Origin of the sequence: Pararhizobium sp. (assembly GCF_965279435.1) — a bacterium.
Lineage (GTDB): Bacteria > Pseudomonadota > Alphaproteobacteria > Rhizobiales > Rhizobiaceae > Pararhizobium.
The window spans coordinates 645,880-660,598 of sequence record NZ_CBDIHY010000002.1; the positions used below are offsets into that span (position 1 = coordinate 645,880).

At 59.2% G+C, this 14,719-nt stretch carries 12 protein-coding genes; 5 read left to right on the forward strand and 7 right to left on the reverse strand.

What is annotated here, in order from left to right; genetic code table 11:
* Positions 1 to 7: 7 nt before the first annotated feature.
* Entirely contained in the window at positions 8 to 901 is an 894-nt protein-coding gene (locus ACQY8Q_RS04525; RefSeq protein WP_428425076.1) for a proline iminopeptidase-family hydrolase, read from the reverse strand.
* A gap of 151 nt (positions 902 to 1,052) precedes the next feature.
* Between ACQY8Q_RS04525 and ACQY8Q_RS04530 the strand changes: the two genes are divergently transcribed.
* Both ACQY8Q_RS04530 and ACQY8Q_RS04535 read left to right on the forward strand, forming a co-directional pair.
* Positions 1,053 to 1,835, forward strand: coding sequence for a helix-turn-helix transcriptional regulator (locus tag ACQY8Q_RS04530; protein ID WP_428425078.1), 783 nt, complete (start codon positions 1,053 to 1,055; stop codon positions 1,833 to 1,835).
* 97 nt (positions 1,836 to 1,932) lie between these two features.
* Entirely contained in the window at positions 1,933 to 2,811 is an 879-nt protein-coding gene (locus ACQY8Q_RS04535) for a proline iminopeptidase-family hydrolase (protein ID WP_428425560.1), read from the forward strand.
* Positions 2,812 to 3,013: 202 nt separating this feature from the next.
* Here the strand turns inward: ACQY8Q_RS04535 and ACQY8Q_RS04540 are convergent, their stop codons facing one another.
* From ACQY8Q_RS04540 to ACQY8Q_RS04565, 6 genes are all read right to left on the reverse strand, one after another.
* Complete coding sequence (locus tag ACQY8Q_RS04540) at positions 3,014 to 3,907, reverse strand: carbohydrate kinase family protein (RefSeq protein WP_428425080.1); 894 nt, start codon at positions 3,905 to 3,907, stop codon at positions 3,014 to 3,016.
* Complete coding sequence (locus ACQY8Q_RS04545; protein WP_428425082.1) at positions 3,904 to 4,938, reverse strand: ABC transporter ATP-binding protein; 1,035 nt, start codon at positions 4,936 to 4,938, stop codon at positions 3,904 to 3,906. Before ACQY8Q_RS04545 ends, ACQY8Q_RS04540 begins: the two co-directional genes overlap by 4 nt.
* Positions 4,938 to 6,452: an argininosuccinate lyase gene (gene argH, locus ACQY8Q_RS04550; protein ID WP_428425084.1), complete on the reverse strand. Its 1,515-nt coding sequence runs from the start codon at positions 6,450 to 6,452 to the stop codon at positions 4,938 to 4,940. Before argH ends, ACQY8Q_RS04545 begins: the two co-directional genes overlap by 1 nt.
* Positions 6,453 to 6,456: 4 nt before the next feature.
* Positions 6,457 to 7,311, reverse strand: a complete 855-nt coding sequence (locus ACQY8Q_RS04555; protein WP_428425086.1) for a carbohydrate ABC transporter permease — start codon at positions 7,309 to 7,311, stop codon at positions 6,457 to 6,459.
* Positions 7,308 to 8,180, reverse strand: coding sequence for a carbohydrate ABC transporter permease (locus ACQY8Q_RS04560; protein ID WP_428425088.1), 873 nt, complete (start codon positions 8,178 to 8,180; stop codon positions 7,308 to 7,310). The genes ACQY8Q_RS04555 and ACQY8Q_RS04560 overlap by 4 nt, the downstream gene beginning before the upstream one ends.
* Positions 8,181 to 8,264: 84 nt before the next feature.
* Positions 8,265 to 9,521 (reverse strand): extracellular solute-binding protein, encoded by a 1,257-nt coding sequence (locus tag ACQY8Q_RS04565; protein ID WP_428425090.1) that lies wholly within the window; start codon positions 9,519 to 9,521, stop codon positions 8,265 to 8,267.
* A 282-nt stretch (positions 9,522 to 9,803) separates the two neighbouring features.
* On the opposite strand from ACQY8Q_RS04565, the gene ACQY8Q_RS04570 reads away from it, so the two are divergent.
* The 3 genes from ACQY8Q_RS04570 (at position 9,804) to ACQY8Q_RS04580 (ending at position 14,706) form a co-directional block, all read left to right on the forward strand.
* Positions 9,804 to 11,024, forward strand: coding sequence for an ROK family protein (locus ACQY8Q_RS04570; RefSeq protein ID WP_428425092.1), 1,221 nt, complete (start codon positions 9,804 to 9,806; stop codon positions 11,022 to 11,024).
* Positions 11,025 to 11,069: 45 nt separating this feature from the next.
* Positions 11,070 to 13,466, forward strand: a complete 2,397-nt coding sequence (locus ACQY8Q_RS04575; RefSeq protein WP_428425094.1) for a PIG-L family deacetylase — start codon at positions 11,070 to 11,072, stop codon at positions 13,464 to 13,466.
* 196 nt (positions 13,467 to 13,662) lie between these two features.
* Positions 13,663 to 14,706 (forward strand): helix-turn-helix domain-containing protein, encoded by a 1,044-nt coding sequence (locus tag ACQY8Q_RS04580; RefSeq protein ID WP_428425096.1) that lies wholly within the window; start codon positions 13,663 to 13,665, stop codon positions 14,704 to 14,706.
* The last annotated feature ends 13 nt before the right edge of the window (positions 14,707 to 14,719 follow it).

Sequence of the window (14,719 nt, forward strand, 5' to 3'; positions counted from 1 at the left end):
TTGCGGATCATCCCTTCGTCCTGTGGCGCGAGAGAAAGTCGAGAAGCGCCGGATAGTAGGCCCCAGGATTTTCATAGAAGGGCATGTGGCTGGCGTTGTCGATGACTTTCAACTCGGCATCCGGCAGGTGGAGTTTCATCCGCAATGCGCAGGCCGGCGTCAGTTCGTCATGCTCGCCGCAGGTGATCAACACCGGCACCTCGATCCTGTGCAGATCTGGCACGCGGTTCCAGTCCTTGAGATTGCCGGTATAGAGGAACTCGTTCGGTCCCTGCATCGTGCCATACGGTCCCATGTTCCAGTCACCGAGCGAGCGAAGGACCGGTGCCGGCCATTCTGAAAGGCGGCAGACATGGCGATAGTTGAGGATGGTGATCGCCGCCAGATATTCCGGATGATCGATCGTTCCGCGCGCCTCATGCTTTTGCATCATCGCCACGGTTTCCGAACCCAGTGCTGCCCGCAGCCGCTCGAGCTCCACGATCAAATGCGGCATATCGGCGACCGTGTCTTCAAGGATCAGTGTCTTGAGATTGCCGGGATAGGCCAGCGCATAGTCGATGCCCAGCCAGCCGCCCCAGGAATGTCCAAGCATATGCACCTTGCCGAGCCCGAGCGCCTTGCGGACGATCTCGGTCTCCTCGACATAGCGGCCGATGGTCCACAGCGCAGGGTCTGTCGGGCGGTCGGAAGCGCCGGTGCCGAGCTGGTCGAAGGCAACGACACGGTAGCCCTCATCCACCAGGCAGGAATGTGCTTCGCGCAGGTAATCGCACGGCAGGCCGGGGCCGCCATTGAGACAGAATATCGTCTCCTCACCCGAACCGAAACTGTAGGCGACGACCTTGTGACCTTCGACATCGATCTCGACGCGCCCGTCCGGTTCAATCTCGCGCCACATCGTCCATCTCCCGTGCCCTGCAACGTCATTGCTCATCTTTTGAGCATGTCCAATTTTTAGCGGATTGCCGGTTCCGCGCCAGCTATAAGAAGTGATAGGATAGCCCCGCCCCTGCTTTTCAGATCCGGGTGTTGGACGTTAGGATTTGCGCATGTTTGACGACATCGGAGCGATCAGATCGCGTTTTACAGCCGAGCAGACACTGGATGGACGGATCGACACCGCGTTCGAGGTCATCAAGGGCTTCGGCTTCGATGCGCTGATCTACGACTACACGCCGGTTCCCTACGATCTTGACGGCCAACTGATGCTGCCGTCGCTGCTGAAGCTGCGCAATATTTCCGAAGACATGCGCGAATACTGGTTTGACCGGGAGTATTTCCGGATCGACCCGGTGCAGCTTCTGGCTATGCGCACGACGACGCCGTTCTTCTGGAATTACGATCGCACAGCCGGGACGGCGATCAACCGGTTCCTCACGGAGCGCAGCGCCCCGGTGTCGCGCTATCTCTATGAACGCGATATGTCCTGCGGCGTGACCGTGCCTGTGCATCTGCCGCGTGGTGACTGCGCGACGGTGACGGGGGTACGCTTCGGGGTTGGCCGTGACTTCCAGGGCGACGCCGACCGCCACATGGCGGATTTCAGCCTTTTGGCCCATGTTTTCCACGAAGCTGCCTTTGCAGCCTTCGACAAGAGGGCGATCACCGGAATCCGGACGCATTTGACCGAGCGCGAGCGCGAATGTTTGCGGCATTCGGCCGAGGGGCTCTCCGCGAAGGAGATTTCCCGCGTCATCGGCCGCTCGGTGCCGACCGTCGTCATGCATCTCAACGCCGCCGCCAAGAAGCTTGGCGCCAGGAACCGAACCCAGGCCGTGGTTCGCGCCACCCATTACCGCCTGCTGGAAGACCAGCCATCCTATTACTTGTGATAGCTGCCGCCGCCTGAAACAGGACGGTATGCTTTCTCCATCGGAACAACCGCATGGAGGCAAAGACGTGGCACCGGTCGAAGTTCAGGAATCCTATATGCCGTTTCGTGACTACCGAACCTGGTATCGCATCACCGGATCGCTGGGCTCGCCGCTGTTGCCGCTGGTGGTCGCCCATGGCGGGCCTGGGTGCACACACGACTATGTCGATTCATTCAAGGACATTGCTGACCTCGATGGCCGCGCCGTTATCCACTATGATCAACTCGGCAACGGCAACTCGACGCGCCTGCCGCACAAGGGGCCGGACTTCTGGACGGTCGCGCTGTTTCTCGAAGAGCTCGATGCCTTGCTGAAGCATCTTGGTATCGCGGAGCGCTATGCCTTTCTCGGCCAGTCCTGGGGCGGTATGCTCGGCGCCGAACATGCGGTGCGCCGGCCTGATGGGCTAAAGGCGCTTGTTATCGCCAATTCACCGGCCAACATGCACACTTGGGTGTCGGAGGCCAACCGTCTGCGCCGCGAACTGCCGGCCGACGTTCAGGCAACCCTCCTGAAGCACGAGGAAGCGGGCACCGTCACCGATCCGGAATACATTGCGGCATCGCGCGTGTTTTATGACCGGCACGTCTGCCGCGTCTCGCCGTGGCCGCCGGAAGTAGCGCGCACCTTTGCGATCATGGACGAGGACAACACCGTTTACCGCAACATGAACGGCCCGACCGAGTTTCACGTCATTGGCACGATGAAGGACTGGACGATAGAGGATCGTTTGCCACAGATCATGGCCTCGACGCTGCTGATCTCGGGGCGTTACGACGAGGCGACCCCGGACGTGGTTCGGCCTTATGTCGAGCGCGTTCCTGGCTGCCGCTGGGTTGTGTTCGAGCAGTCCAGCCACATGCCGCATGTCGAGGAGAAAAACCTTTGCCTGGCAACGGTTTCCGACTTCCTCAAGCTCCACGATGCTTGTTAAGGGCCAACTGCAAGTGACAAGAGGTCAATCAACTTTATTTGCTTCCTCAATCGCCCGTGCCGGCCGCACCAAATTTGCAAGGGTTCAGAGTGGTTTGGTCCCGAAAAAAACGGCACCGTTTTTGATGGGAGTTTTCCTCGTCAGATTCCGGACTGGGTAAAGGAGTGAAAGTAATGGCGGCACCTGCCGCCTTGAACAGATCCTAACACTTCAGGATAGTTGCGCCGCCCGCCGCTTGAACGGCAAGCGTACCCATGGCGACGGCGTCGCTGAGGCAGGTCTCGTCATCATGTCCATCAAGCCAGCTATGGATAAAGCCGGCATTGAAGGCATCGCCTGCCCCTGTCGTGTCGATGACTTGCACGGGTTTGGCGGGATGGTGCAGCACATTTCCGCGGCTCGCGAGATATGCGCCCTCGGGTCCGGCCTTCAACGCAATGACCGGAAATACCGTCGAAAGTCTGTCCAGCGCCTTTAAAGGTTCTGTTTCGCCGGTGATGGCAGCAGCCTCCTCGACATTCGGCAGGAAGATATCGACGCCTTCGCATTTGGCCAGAAAATCCCGGTCGAAAATCAGGGTTTCGTCCCAACTCGGATCGAGCGACACGGTGAGGCCCTTTGCTTTTGCGGCTGCAACCAGCCCCGGAATTTCGGCAAGCGTTGCAAATTCGGCGATATGCAGATGGCGCGCGTCGGGCCATTCGAGAGCCATCGACAGCGTCGCCGGTTCGGCTTGACCAGCGCGGCGCGAAAGGAAGGCCCGCTCCTGCTCGTTGATGATGGCGACTGTGACCTGCGGCCCGGCCTCAGCAGCGCGGTCGAGGAACCGCAGATCGACGTTGCTCGCGGCAAGCTGACCTTCCAGCCCCATCGACAATGCGTCCGTGCCAAGGCGTGAAAGAAGCGCCGTCTTGCGGCCCGCATGAGCGCAATAGGCAGCCATGATAAAGGCGCCGCCACCGGCGGTGATATCCATGTTTTCGGCAAAAATCTCGCGGCCGAGCACAGGCATGCCCTGCAATCCGGTGAAAATCAGGTCGCAATAAACCCGGCCGATACTGAGCACGGCCGATCTGGTCTCGTTCTTAAGCGTCATTGGCGGCCGAGGGCCTTTTCCGTTTTGGCATCGAAAAGATAGAGCGAGCCGGGTTTGGCATGAGCGCTCACCGTGCTGCCAACGGCCGGTAGCAGTTTTGCCGGGGCGGTTGCAATGACCGATGTGCCGGCCGCATCGAAATGCACCAGTGTTTCCGAGCCGAGCGGCTCAACCGCGGTGACCGTGCCCGTGAGATTGAACCCGCTGTCCTGCGTCTCGCCGACCAGGAGATCATGCGGCCTGACGCCGATCAGATGCACGCCTTCTGGGCCGATGCGGGCGCCGTCATCTGTCCATGTGCCGGTAACGAGGTTCATTGACGGGCTGCCGATGAATTTGGCAGTAAACACATCGACGGGATTTTCGTAGATATTCATCGGTGTCCCCGCCTGCAGGATATGGCCATCGCGCATCACGACAATGCGGTCAGCCATGGTCATCGCTTCGATCTGATCGTGGGTGACATAGACGATCGTCGTGCCAAGCCTTTGATGCAGGCGCTTGATCTCGATACGCATTTGTGCCCGCAACTGCGCATCCAGATTGGAAAGCGGCTCATCGAACAGAAAGGCGGACGGATTGCGCACCATGGCGCGGCCGATCGCGACGCGCTGGCGCTGACCGCCGGAAAGGGCGGCCGGCCTGCGGGAAAGGTACTGGGTCAGCCCGAGCACCTCGGCCGTCTCGTCGATGCGCTTGTTCTTGTCCGCCTGGGAGATTTTAGACGTATAGAGCCCGAAGCCAATATTCTGCCGCACGCTCATATGCGGGTAGATCGCATAGTTTTGAAACACCATGGCGATGTTGCGCTGCTTGGGTTCGCGCTCGTTGACAACCTCGCCGCCGATGCGCAGTGTACCGCCGGAAATATCCTCCAGCCCAGCAATCATCCGCAGCGTCGTCGACTTGCCGCAGCCGGAAGGGCCGACGAAAACCACGAACTCGCCATCAGCGATCGCAAGATCGATGCCGTGGACAACGTCTATCTTGCCATAGCGTTTGAGCAGACCCTGCAATTCTATGTTTGCCATCAGGCTGTTCCCATCAATGCTTTGAATTTTGTATCGAGTTCGACGGCTGCTTTTGCTTCCCGCGCAGCATTCTCCTGCGCTTCCGCGACAAAGGCGGCAGACTTGCTTCGATAGGTGCTTAGCGCCTGCGCCATCGGCTCAGGTGCCGGACCGCCGAAACGGGTGCGCACGGCAACGAAGTGCTCCGGCGAGACGATTTCGGCGAAATGGTTCATATCGAGCGAAGGCTTACGGCCCGTCAAAGCCTCGAATGCAGTCAAAAATGGCCCGTAGCCGTCATCTTCGAGCCCACCGCCGCCGGCCACGACCGAGCGCGCCACAGACGCGGCGATCTCATGTGCCTGACGGAATGAGAGATCTTCGAGCCGGACCAGAGAATCCGCAAGCTCGGTAATTGTGATGCAGGAGCGGCGGATATTGTTGGCGACCTTCTCGGGATCGATCCGGATTGCATCGACGAACGAGGCCATCAGATCCAGCACCCGGCCAGCCGCGTGGAAGGCCTCATAGCCAACCGACTGCGTTTCGCCTTCGCTGTCGTTCATATCGGTGAACGGCGTATTGTGCATGATATCAAGCATCGTGCGGGCGCGTCCAAACGTCTGGCTGGCCAGAAGCCGCATGTGCTCGATCGGTACCGGATTGCGCTTCTGCGGCATGATCGACGAGATCTGCACCAGCGCATTCGGCACGTAGATCTGGCCGACCTCGAAGCTCGTCCAGAACTGAAAATCCTGAATGAGCCGACCCAGATGCAGGAACATCAATTCGACGGCACTATAGGTCGCTGTGGTATAATCGACGGCGGCAATGCAGCTGTACGAGTTTTGCAGGGCCGCCCGAAAGCCTAACAATTCGGCCACCCTTGCCCGGTCAATGGGAAAGCCCGACGTGGTGATGGCCGCTGCACCCATCGGACTGAGATCGACGATCCTGCGCGCTTCGGACAAACGTTCGATGTCGCGGATGAACACCTCGATTGCTGCTGACAGATAATGACCAAATGTGGTCGGCTGCGCCGGCTGACCGTGGGTATAGGCGACAATCAAAGTCGCCTTCTCTCGATCAACAGCCTCGATCAGCGTGTCGAGCAATGTATGCGCCTTGACCATCAGCGCGTCGATACGCGCCTTCAGGCCGAGCTTGAACAGCGTATGGTCGATATCATTGCGCGAGCGCGCGGTATGCAGACGCCCTGCGACATCGGCCCCGATGCGCGCTTTCAGTTCCTTTTCGATCAGGAAGAAAAAGTCTTCGACTTCGCCGGTATAAACGAGTTCGGCTGGATCGACATCGCGATCAATCGCCTCAAGCGCCCCGGCGATCTTGGATGCCTGCGTCCTGTCGAGAATGCCGGTTTCAACCAGCATGACCAGATGCGCACGGTCGATGCGCCGGAAACCGTCGACATGATGGGTCTTGGCACCATCGAAAAGCGGACGCAGAACCGTTTCCTTATAGATTGGATCGGGAAAGACACTTTTGTCGTTCAGGCGTGGATTGCTATCGGGCACTGTCTTATCCTTTCAGACCGGCCAGCATGACGCCGCGCACGATGTAGCGCTGCAGCACCAGGAAGACGAGCAGCGTCGGCAAGGTGGCAAGTGCCGCACCGGTCATGATCATTTCCCATTGAATGGATTGCTCGACGGCAAAGCTCGAAAGCCCCACCGGCAGTGTATAAAGCTCACGGCTCGTCACCACGATCAGCGGCCAGAAGAAGGCTGTCCAATTGCCAAGGAATGTGAAGATCGCCAGCGCAGAGAGCGCCGGTGTCACCAGCGGCATCGCCACTTTCCACCAGATCTGGAATTCGTTCAGTCCGTCGATGCGGGCCGCTTCCAAAAAGTCGTTCGGAACCGTTTCGAAAAACTGTTTCATCAGGAAGGTGCCGAAAGCCGTCATCATTCCCGGGAACATGATGCCCCAATAGCTGTCCAGCCAGCCGAGTTGGCTGGACATCAAATACCACGGAATGACCAGCATCTCCGTCGGGATCATCAGCGTCGACAGGATCGCCAGAAAAACCAGCTGGCGGCCGCGAAACGCGAATTTGGCAAGCGTGTAACCGACGAGACTGTCGAAGAACACGTTCGATAACGTCACCGTGCAGGCAACGATGGTGGAGTTCAGGAACCACCGCATGAACCGGCCATCGGAGAGCACGTTGACGTAGTTCTGCAGCGTTGGTGCCGCCGGGATCAACCGCAGATCGTAGACCTGATTTGCTGTCTTCAGCGATGTGGAGAACATGAACAGCAATGGCGTGATCATCACTAGGCCGCCGATGAACAGCAGCGTCCAGACAATGATGCGGCCGGGGCGAATATTCGCTTTGGCGAGCGGGGTGGTATTCTGGGTATGTGCCGTCATTTGCGTTCCCTCAGGATCCAGAGCTGCAGAAGTGACACAGCCAGCAGGATGGCAAAGAGCACGACAGTTTGCGCTGCCGCATAGCCCATATTGTAGGAGGAAAAGGCCGTCTGATAGATCATCAGCACCAGCGGTTTGGTGGAGCCGAGCGGGCCACCTGGATCATTGGTCGTCATGTTGTAGACCTGATCGAAAATGCGCAGGAAACCGATCGAGGAAAAGACGACGAGAAAGACGGTGGTGGGCTTCAGTAGCGGCAGCGTGATTTTCCACAGGATCGGCCATTCGCCAAGTCCATCGATCTTCGCCGCCTCGTAATAGGTCGAGGGAATGGCGCGAAGGCCGGCCATGAAGATAATAATCTGAAACCCGAGACCGGCCCAGATCGACGTCACCATGATTGACGGCAAAGCCTGATCGACGGATCGGATGAAGGGTTGCTGCGGCAATCCGATCAGACCTAGCACGTCGTTGATGACGCCGATCGGTGCTGGCTGATAAAACCAGCGCCAGACCCAGGCCATTGCAGCAGCGGTCGTCAGAAACGGCAGAAAATAGAGCGCCCGGATCAGCCCGTGCAGAATGCGAACACGATCGAGATAGAAGGATATCACGAAGGAAATCAGAAGGCTGAGCGGTGTTCCGATAATCAGGTAGCTGAAGGTGTTGCGGAAAACCTTCCAGAATTGCGGATCATTGTAGAGCTTCACGTAATTGGCAAAGCCGATGAATTTCGGCGGCTTCATCAGGTTCCAATTGGTGAAGGAGAGATAGAAGGCCTGCAGCGTCGGGTAAAACCGGATGACGCAGTAAAACAGGATCGGCAGGGCCAGGAATGTCCAGACCCAGATGAGGCGCTTATGGCGCATGGATAGCCGATCCCAAAGGGATGCGGCGGGGCGGCGCGCGGCCGTCCCATCCGTATTTCCAGGTGCGGAGCTCATGGCTTGCCCTTATTTGCTCTTCGCAGCGTCGATGATCTCTTGCTCGGCTGCCGCAGCCTGAGCAATCGAGTCCTCAGGAGACTGCTTTTCCAGCAGCACGCGATTGACCATGTCGATTGCCGTCTGGCGTTGGGCGGCCTCATCGACAAACAGCGTTGTCTGAGCGTAATCCAGCGCCTTCAGGAAAGGCGAATAGATCGGATCAGCCAGATTGGCATCGGTCAGAGCTGCCGAGCGGCGGGCCGGCAGTTCACCGACCGTATCGAGCCAAACCTTCATGGCTTCCGGCGAAGAGATGTAGGCGAGGAACTTCTTCGAAGCTTCAAGCTTCTCGCCGCTCACCTTGGCACCGATGCCATTGGCAAAATAGCTGGCGTAATTCGAACGTATGCCTGCGGCATTGGTCGGCAGTTCAGTGACGCCCCATTCGAAATCCTTGATGCTCTTGAAGGAACCGAGACGGAAGGTGCCATCAATGGTCATCGCCGCACGGCCGGCGCGGAATGCGGCCTGGCCTTCATCCATGAAGCCAACCTCGCCAACCTTCTGTTCGGTCTGCAGGTCCGTGTAGAACTTCAGCGCCTTGATGCCGGCATCGCTGTTGTAGGTTACCTTGGCGTAATCGGCGGTATACGGCTCGCCGCCGTTCTGGCGGATCAGCACCTCACGCCACCACTGATGGTCCTGCCCGGCCATATCCATTGTTGTGCCAGCCACGGTCATATTGCCGTTGGCATCGTGCTTCACGGTCTTTTCAGCGGCGGCGACGAATTCGTCGACCGTCTTCGGCGGGTTGTTCGGATCGAGGCCCGCTTCCTGGAATAGCTTCTTGTTATAGAACAGCGCCAGCGAACGAACGGCGGTCGGCAGACCATAATAGTTGTCGCCACGCTTCATGGCGGAAACGATCGGGAAGAATTCGCTTTCGATTTTGTCATGCGGAAAGGTATCGACCGGCAAAGGCTGAACGAGATCGCCGGCGATAAATTGGTCAAGCCAGCCATAGAAAAGCTGCATCACATCGGGGCCACTGCCGGACATGTTGGCGGCAACGACGCGGGTCTGATAATCGGCATAAGGGAATGTCGTCTGCTTGACGGTAATATCCGGATTGGCCTTCTCGAAATTCGCGATCAGCTGATCCATCGCCTTGACGCGCGTTTCATAGACATACTGCCAATATTCGATTTCAACAGCCTGGGCGCTGTTGACGGCAAAGACACTGATCCCGGTAAAAAGACCGGCCAATAAAATTCCGCGACGCATAATAACCCTCCTTATGCCGAGTCGGCTGTGATCCCGCTCGCGCTCATCTGGTTCCCCAAAGCTGCCTGTCAATATTCTGCCGGGCGCTTCGCTGTGCTTGTCCGGAAGGATCTCCAACGGCCCGAGGGCCACCCTTCCCTTTTCAATGATCGCAGGTTCGCGATTTCATAAGGCTCATCCGGCCGCCACGTTTTGTCAATAAGATAATTTAGTTTAATTATTGTATTGCGGTGTACTGCACAGTGGCGCTATCCCTATGCCGCAACGGCAGAGGTAGTCGAAATGGTGCGGCAATCAGGCAAGCAACAGATCGCGATCGGGAAAAACCCGGAACGCAGCCGGGATCATAACCGGCGCGTCGTCATGGATGTCGTGCGCATGCATGGTTCTCTCGGACGCATGCACATCGCCAAGCTGGCCCAGCTGACGGCACAGGCTGTCGCCAATATCGTCGATGAACTCGTCGACGAACACCTGCTCATGGAAATCGGCCGCCTGCGTTCGGGCCGTGGCCAGCCACCAATCCAGTTTGCTGTCAATCCGGATGGAGCCATCACCATCGGCATTGAAATCGCGGCTGACCATATGGTCACGTCCGTCCTCGACCTCTCGGGAAAGCTTCGCTCGAAATCGATCGTCGCGGTGCAGGATACCCGGCCGGAATACATCGTTCCCTTTTTTGCGCGGCAGGTCGAAGCCGTGCGCACTCAGTTTCCGTCAAAGCTGCTGGGTATCGGCGTCGTCATGCCCGGCCCATTCGAGATCGAAGGTATGAGCTCCGTTGGCCCGACCACACTGCCGGGCTGGGGATCGATTGATGCGGCAGCGGTTCTGAGTGCGGCGAGTGGCGAAACGGTCATCGTCGAAAACGATGCCAATGCCGCCGCCGTCAGCGAGCGCCTGTTCGGCGCCGGGCGAACGATTTCTAATTTCGGCATGATCTATTTCGGCGTAGGCGTCGGGCTGGGTCTGATCCATGACGGCGCACCATTTCGCGGTGCGTTCGGCAATGCCGGTGAAATCGGCCATGTCGTCGTCGCTCCGCGCGGCCGGCCCTGCGCCTGCGGCCAGAATGGTTGCCTGGAGCGCTACGCCTCGGTCTACGCTCTGAAAGAAAAGCTCGCAGCAGCCGGCTTCGAGAAATCCGATTTCGAGGCCATTGAGGTGCTGCACAAGGAGGGCAATCCGGTGGTTCGAGAATGGATCGCAGAAACGGCGGAATATCTGTCGCCGATTGTCGCGATGCTCGAAAACGTTCTCGATCCGGAGACTCTCATTCTGGGCGGTGCGCTGCCGGATGCCGTTATCGACGATATCATAGACGCGCTGCAGGCTCTGCCTGTCTCCGTCGCAAGCCGCCGTACACGCGCGCTGCCGCGCGTCATTCGCGGCCAGACCGGGCAGCTGACTGCAGCGCTCGGTGCTGCAGCGCTGCCACTGTTCGAAGCGATGACTCCGAAAATGGAGACATCGCCAACAGGCATGACAGACAAAGTGGCCTGAACCGGGCTGGCCGACAGCAGACAAGAAGAGATAGTGGGAGAGAGCATGCTGACCGATCGCGAGCGTATCGAGAGACAGAAACAGAACCCTTCGCTGATCGGCCTGCATCGGGCTCTGTCCCGGCTGAATTCCACCGTTAGCATCATGAACACCGGTGCTCATCCGGACGATGAGCATAGCAGTCTGCTCGCCTATCTTCGGCTGGCGCTCGGCATGCGCGTCGTGATTGCCTGCTCCACGCGCGGCGAAGGCGGCCAGAGCACCCTCGGCCCGGAGCGGCTCGGCGCGCTTGGCATCGTGCGCAGCCGCGAAATGGAAGAGGCCGCGCGTGAACTAGACGCCGATATCCACTGGCTGGGGCATGGCCCCTGCGATCCGGTTCATGATTTTGGGTTTTCAAAAAATGGCGACCAGACCTTCGCCCGTTGGGGCGAAGAGAGAACGGTCGAGCGGCTGGTGCGCGCCTATCGAACCGAACGGCCAGATATCGTGCTGCCGACATTTCTCGACGTTCCGGGTCAACATGGCCATCACCGGGCGATGACACGGGCGGCCGAGACGGCTCTTCGGCTGGCCGCCGATCCCACAGCATTTCCGGAGCATATGTCCGAAGGTTTAAAACCATGGGCGGTTTCGAAATTTTATCTGCCGGCCTGGTCCGGCGGCGGTGATACCTATGACGACGAGGTACCGCCGCCCCTCGCCACCCTTCTGATCGAGGCATCCGGCGTGGAACCGGCCACAGGTGCGAGCTATGATCATATTGGCGAGTGGTCACGTTATTATCATGCCTCCCAAGGCATGGGCCGCTGGCGCGACCAGCCGCGCAAAGATTGGCCGCTGCATCTCCGACACGCCGTAACTGGCGCCGGAAATGAGGCCTCCATCTTCGATGGCCTGCCCACCACGCTTGCCCAGCTTGGTGAGCAGTCCGGCGTGTCCCAGACTGTTGTCGATGCACTGGCGACAGCCGACACCTGCATTGCCGAAGCCATCGACAGTTTCCCCGACGCCTCCCGCATTTCCAAAGCGCTGCTGCAGGCGGCCCGCTCGATCGATGAGGCTCTTGCGGCCGGGAATGCAACCCTGCTGGACCTGCATGGACATCGGCTTGAGCGGACGCTTTCACACATCGATACTGCAATCTTTGCCGCGCAGGGTCTTGCGGTCAGGGCCGTCGCGACGACGGCGACTCTGTCGCCCGGCACCCAAGGGCTTTTGACGCTGCATACGGGCGGCGGCGCTTCTCTGAACGTCGATCTCCATCTGCCTGAGGGCGTATCGGCCACCCGGCAGCCAGGCGCTGACGATCAGATCATCTTTGCCTTAGCCGCCGCAACGGATGCGCCATTAACTCCGCAGTACACTCCAGCCTGGTCAAGCATGGGCGGCAATGGCGATGCGTTTGCGGAAATCTCCACGGAAATCGATGGGCGCCTGGTCAAGATGCGCGTCGATCTTGAGGAGCCCCTGTCCCTTGCTCCAGCCCACTCGCTGGTATTGTCGCCAAACGCGATCATCCTCCCGCTTGATGCCAAGCTCCGCCAGTGGGACGTGAAAGCACAAGGCACCGAGGCGCATATCGATTTCGCTGCGCCGGAAGGCTGGTCTGTCGATCGGCGTGTTGGCGGTTTCCATGTGAAGGCGCCAGCCTCCATGGCACCCGGCTTGACCGTGCTCACACCAATGATCGACGGTCAGCCGGCGATGCGAGTGACGCCGATTGCCTATCCCCATATCGGACGCTCCGCGTTTCGGGGAGCCGAGACCCTGTCCGTTCTCGCTCTCGACTTGAAGCTGCCGACGGGAGCCAAGGTCGGTTATGCCGGCGGCGGCGCTGATCGCGTCGGTCTCTGGCTTCACCGTATGGGCATCGACGTGACCGAACTCGACGAAACGGCAATGGCTGGCGACCTCTCGGCATTCACGACGATCGTTGTCGGCATTTTCGCCTTCGGTATCCGCAAGGATCTGAAAGCGGCCACCTCGCGGCTTCGTCGTTTCGTGGAAAATGGCGGGCACCTCGTGACGCTTTATCATCGGCCTTCCGATGGCTGGAATCCAGCTGAAACGCCACCGCTGGACATCGAGATCGGCTCGCCTTCCGTACGCTGGCGGGTCACCGATCCGGCAGCGGTTGTCAACATCCTGATGCCGGAGCACCCGCTGATGATCGGCCCGAATAAGATCGAGGCCAGCGATTGGCATGGGTGGGACAAGGAACGGGGACTTTATTTCCCGGCACGTTGGCACGAGGCATATCAACCTCTGCTGTCGATGAACGATCCTGGCGAAAATCCGCTCCAAGGTGCACTTATCTCGGCAGAGATTGGCAAGGGGCGGCATACCCATGTCAGCCTCGTTCTGCACCACCAACTTGATAAGCTCGTACCCGGCGCTTTCAGGATTGTGGCCAACCTGATCCAGCCCGTAGGCCACTGACAGCGATTGGGGCACGGAGTTATTTCAGTGAAGGGAGTGATGTTGCGGCTGACCTGGCGCGCAAGTTGATATCGGTGCAAAGGCCAAAACAGTTCGGTCATTCTGTATGGCCTGAAACATGATAAAGGTCGCGCGAGCTTGTCATGTAGGGCAGGATGGCTAAAACATCTTCCTTCCATTCCCGCACCGGATTTCCATGCCGTTCGTCCCGCTTCCTTTCGTTGTCTCTATCCTGCTGATTGTTCTCTTCGTTGCCGCCGTGCGGCACGGCGATGAGCGGCCTGCGAACCGGCCTTTTTTGGCGCTTATCCTCGTCAGCGCATTCCTGTCGCTGCTCTCTGGCCTGCGCTGGGGATATGGCGTGCGGGGCGCCATCATGTATCTCGCGCCGGTGACTGCCGCCACCGTGCCGCCGCTCGCCTATGCGGGGGTGACTGAGCTGGTGCGCAGGAGCCGTACTCCCGTGGCGGGCCGGCTCTTTCTCCATGCCGTTCCCGTGTTGATCATCGTCGTGTTGCTGGCGACGTGGCGTGATGCTATCGACATGGCTCTCGTGGTGAACTTCATCGCCTATGCGGTTGCGATCCTGCTGCTGATGCGGACGGGGACAGATGCGTTGCGCCTCGCGCCTTTTGAAGAAGCCGCGCCCGCCTACCGCGCCATCCTCTTTGCCGCGTTTGCGCTGCTCTTATCCGCAGCCATCGATACATTCGTGTTTTTTGACCTGACCTGGATGCGGGGAGAACATTCCCCACCGCTGATTGCGGCCGGAAATCTTGCCTCGCTGATCATTCTGTCGATTGCCGCTGCAACCGCGAGCCGAAGCCACGCGGTGACGGAGACTGTCGAAGCCGCCGTGCGGTCTGATACGGGCGGGGACAAGGAAACGCTGTCGGCCATCGAGGCGTTGATGGCGGCCAAGCGCGCCTATCGCGATGTCGATCTCAACCTCGATCGGCTCGCGCGCAAGCTGGGCATACCGGCCCGGCAGATTTCCTCGGCGATCAACCGGGCGACCGGCAAGAACGTTTCGCAATATGTCAACGAGCACCGCATCGCCGAGGCCTGCGCATTGCTCGTCGAAACGGACAAGGCCGTGACCGAGATCATGTTCGAGGTGGGCTTCCAGACCAAGTCCAACTTCAACCGAGAATTCCGCCGCGTCACCGAAATGTCGCCACTCGAATGGCGTGAGCGGAAGGCGGCGATGTCCCCGATCGCGATCAAGCACGACCCATAACGCGTTCCAGGTC

What these genes read in the sequence shown, in the direction of transcription:
- ACQY8Q_RS04525 (WP_428425076.1), bottom strand. Translation starts at nt 901, where the DNA reads ATGTGGCGCGAGATTGAACCGGACGGGCGCGTCGAGATCGATGTCGAA.
- ACQY8Q_RS04530 (WP_428425078.1), top strand. Translation starts at nt 1,053, where the DNA reads ATGTTTGACGACATCGGAGCGATCAGATCGCGTTTTACAGCCGAGCAG.
- ACQY8Q_RS04535 (WP_428425560.1), top strand. Translation starts at nt 1,933, where the DNA reads ATGCCGTTTCGTGACTACCGAACCTGGTATCGCATCACCGGATCGCTG.
- ACQY8Q_RS04540 (WP_428425080.1), bottom strand. Translation starts at nt 3,907, where the DNA reads ATGACGCTTAAGAACGAGACCAGATCGGCCGTGCTCAGTATCGGCCGG.
- ACQY8Q_RS04545 (WP_428425082.1), bottom strand. Translation starts at nt 4,938, where the DNA reads ATGGCAAACATAGAATTGCAGGGTCTGCTCAAACGCTATGGCAAGATA.
- ACQY8Q_RS04555 (WP_428425086.1), bottom strand. Translation starts at nt 7,311, where the DNA reads ATGACGGCACATACCCAGAATACCACCCCGCTCGCCAAAGCGAATATT.
- ACQY8Q_RS04560 (WP_428425088.1), bottom strand. Translation starts at nt 8,180, where the DNA reads ATGCGCCATAAGCGCCTCATCTGGGTCTGGACATTCCTGGCCCTGCCG.
- ACQY8Q_RS04565 (WP_428425090.1), bottom strand. Translation starts at nt 9,521, where the DNA reads ATGCGTCGCGGAATTTTATTGGCCGGTCTTTTTACCGGGATCAGTGTC.
- ACQY8Q_RS04570 (WP_428425092.1), top strand. Translation starts at nt 9,804, where the DNA reads ATGGTGCGGCAATCAGGCAAGCAACAGATCGCGATCGGGAAAAACCCG.
- ACQY8Q_RS04575 (WP_428425094.1), top strand. Translation starts at nt 11,070, where the DNA reads ATGCTGACCGATCGCGAGCGTATCGAGAGACAGAAACAGAACCCTTCG.
- ACQY8Q_RS04580 (WP_428425096.1), top strand. Translation starts at nt 13,663, where the DNA reads ATGCCGTTCGTCCCGCTTCCTTTCGTTGTCTCTATCCTGCTGATTGTT.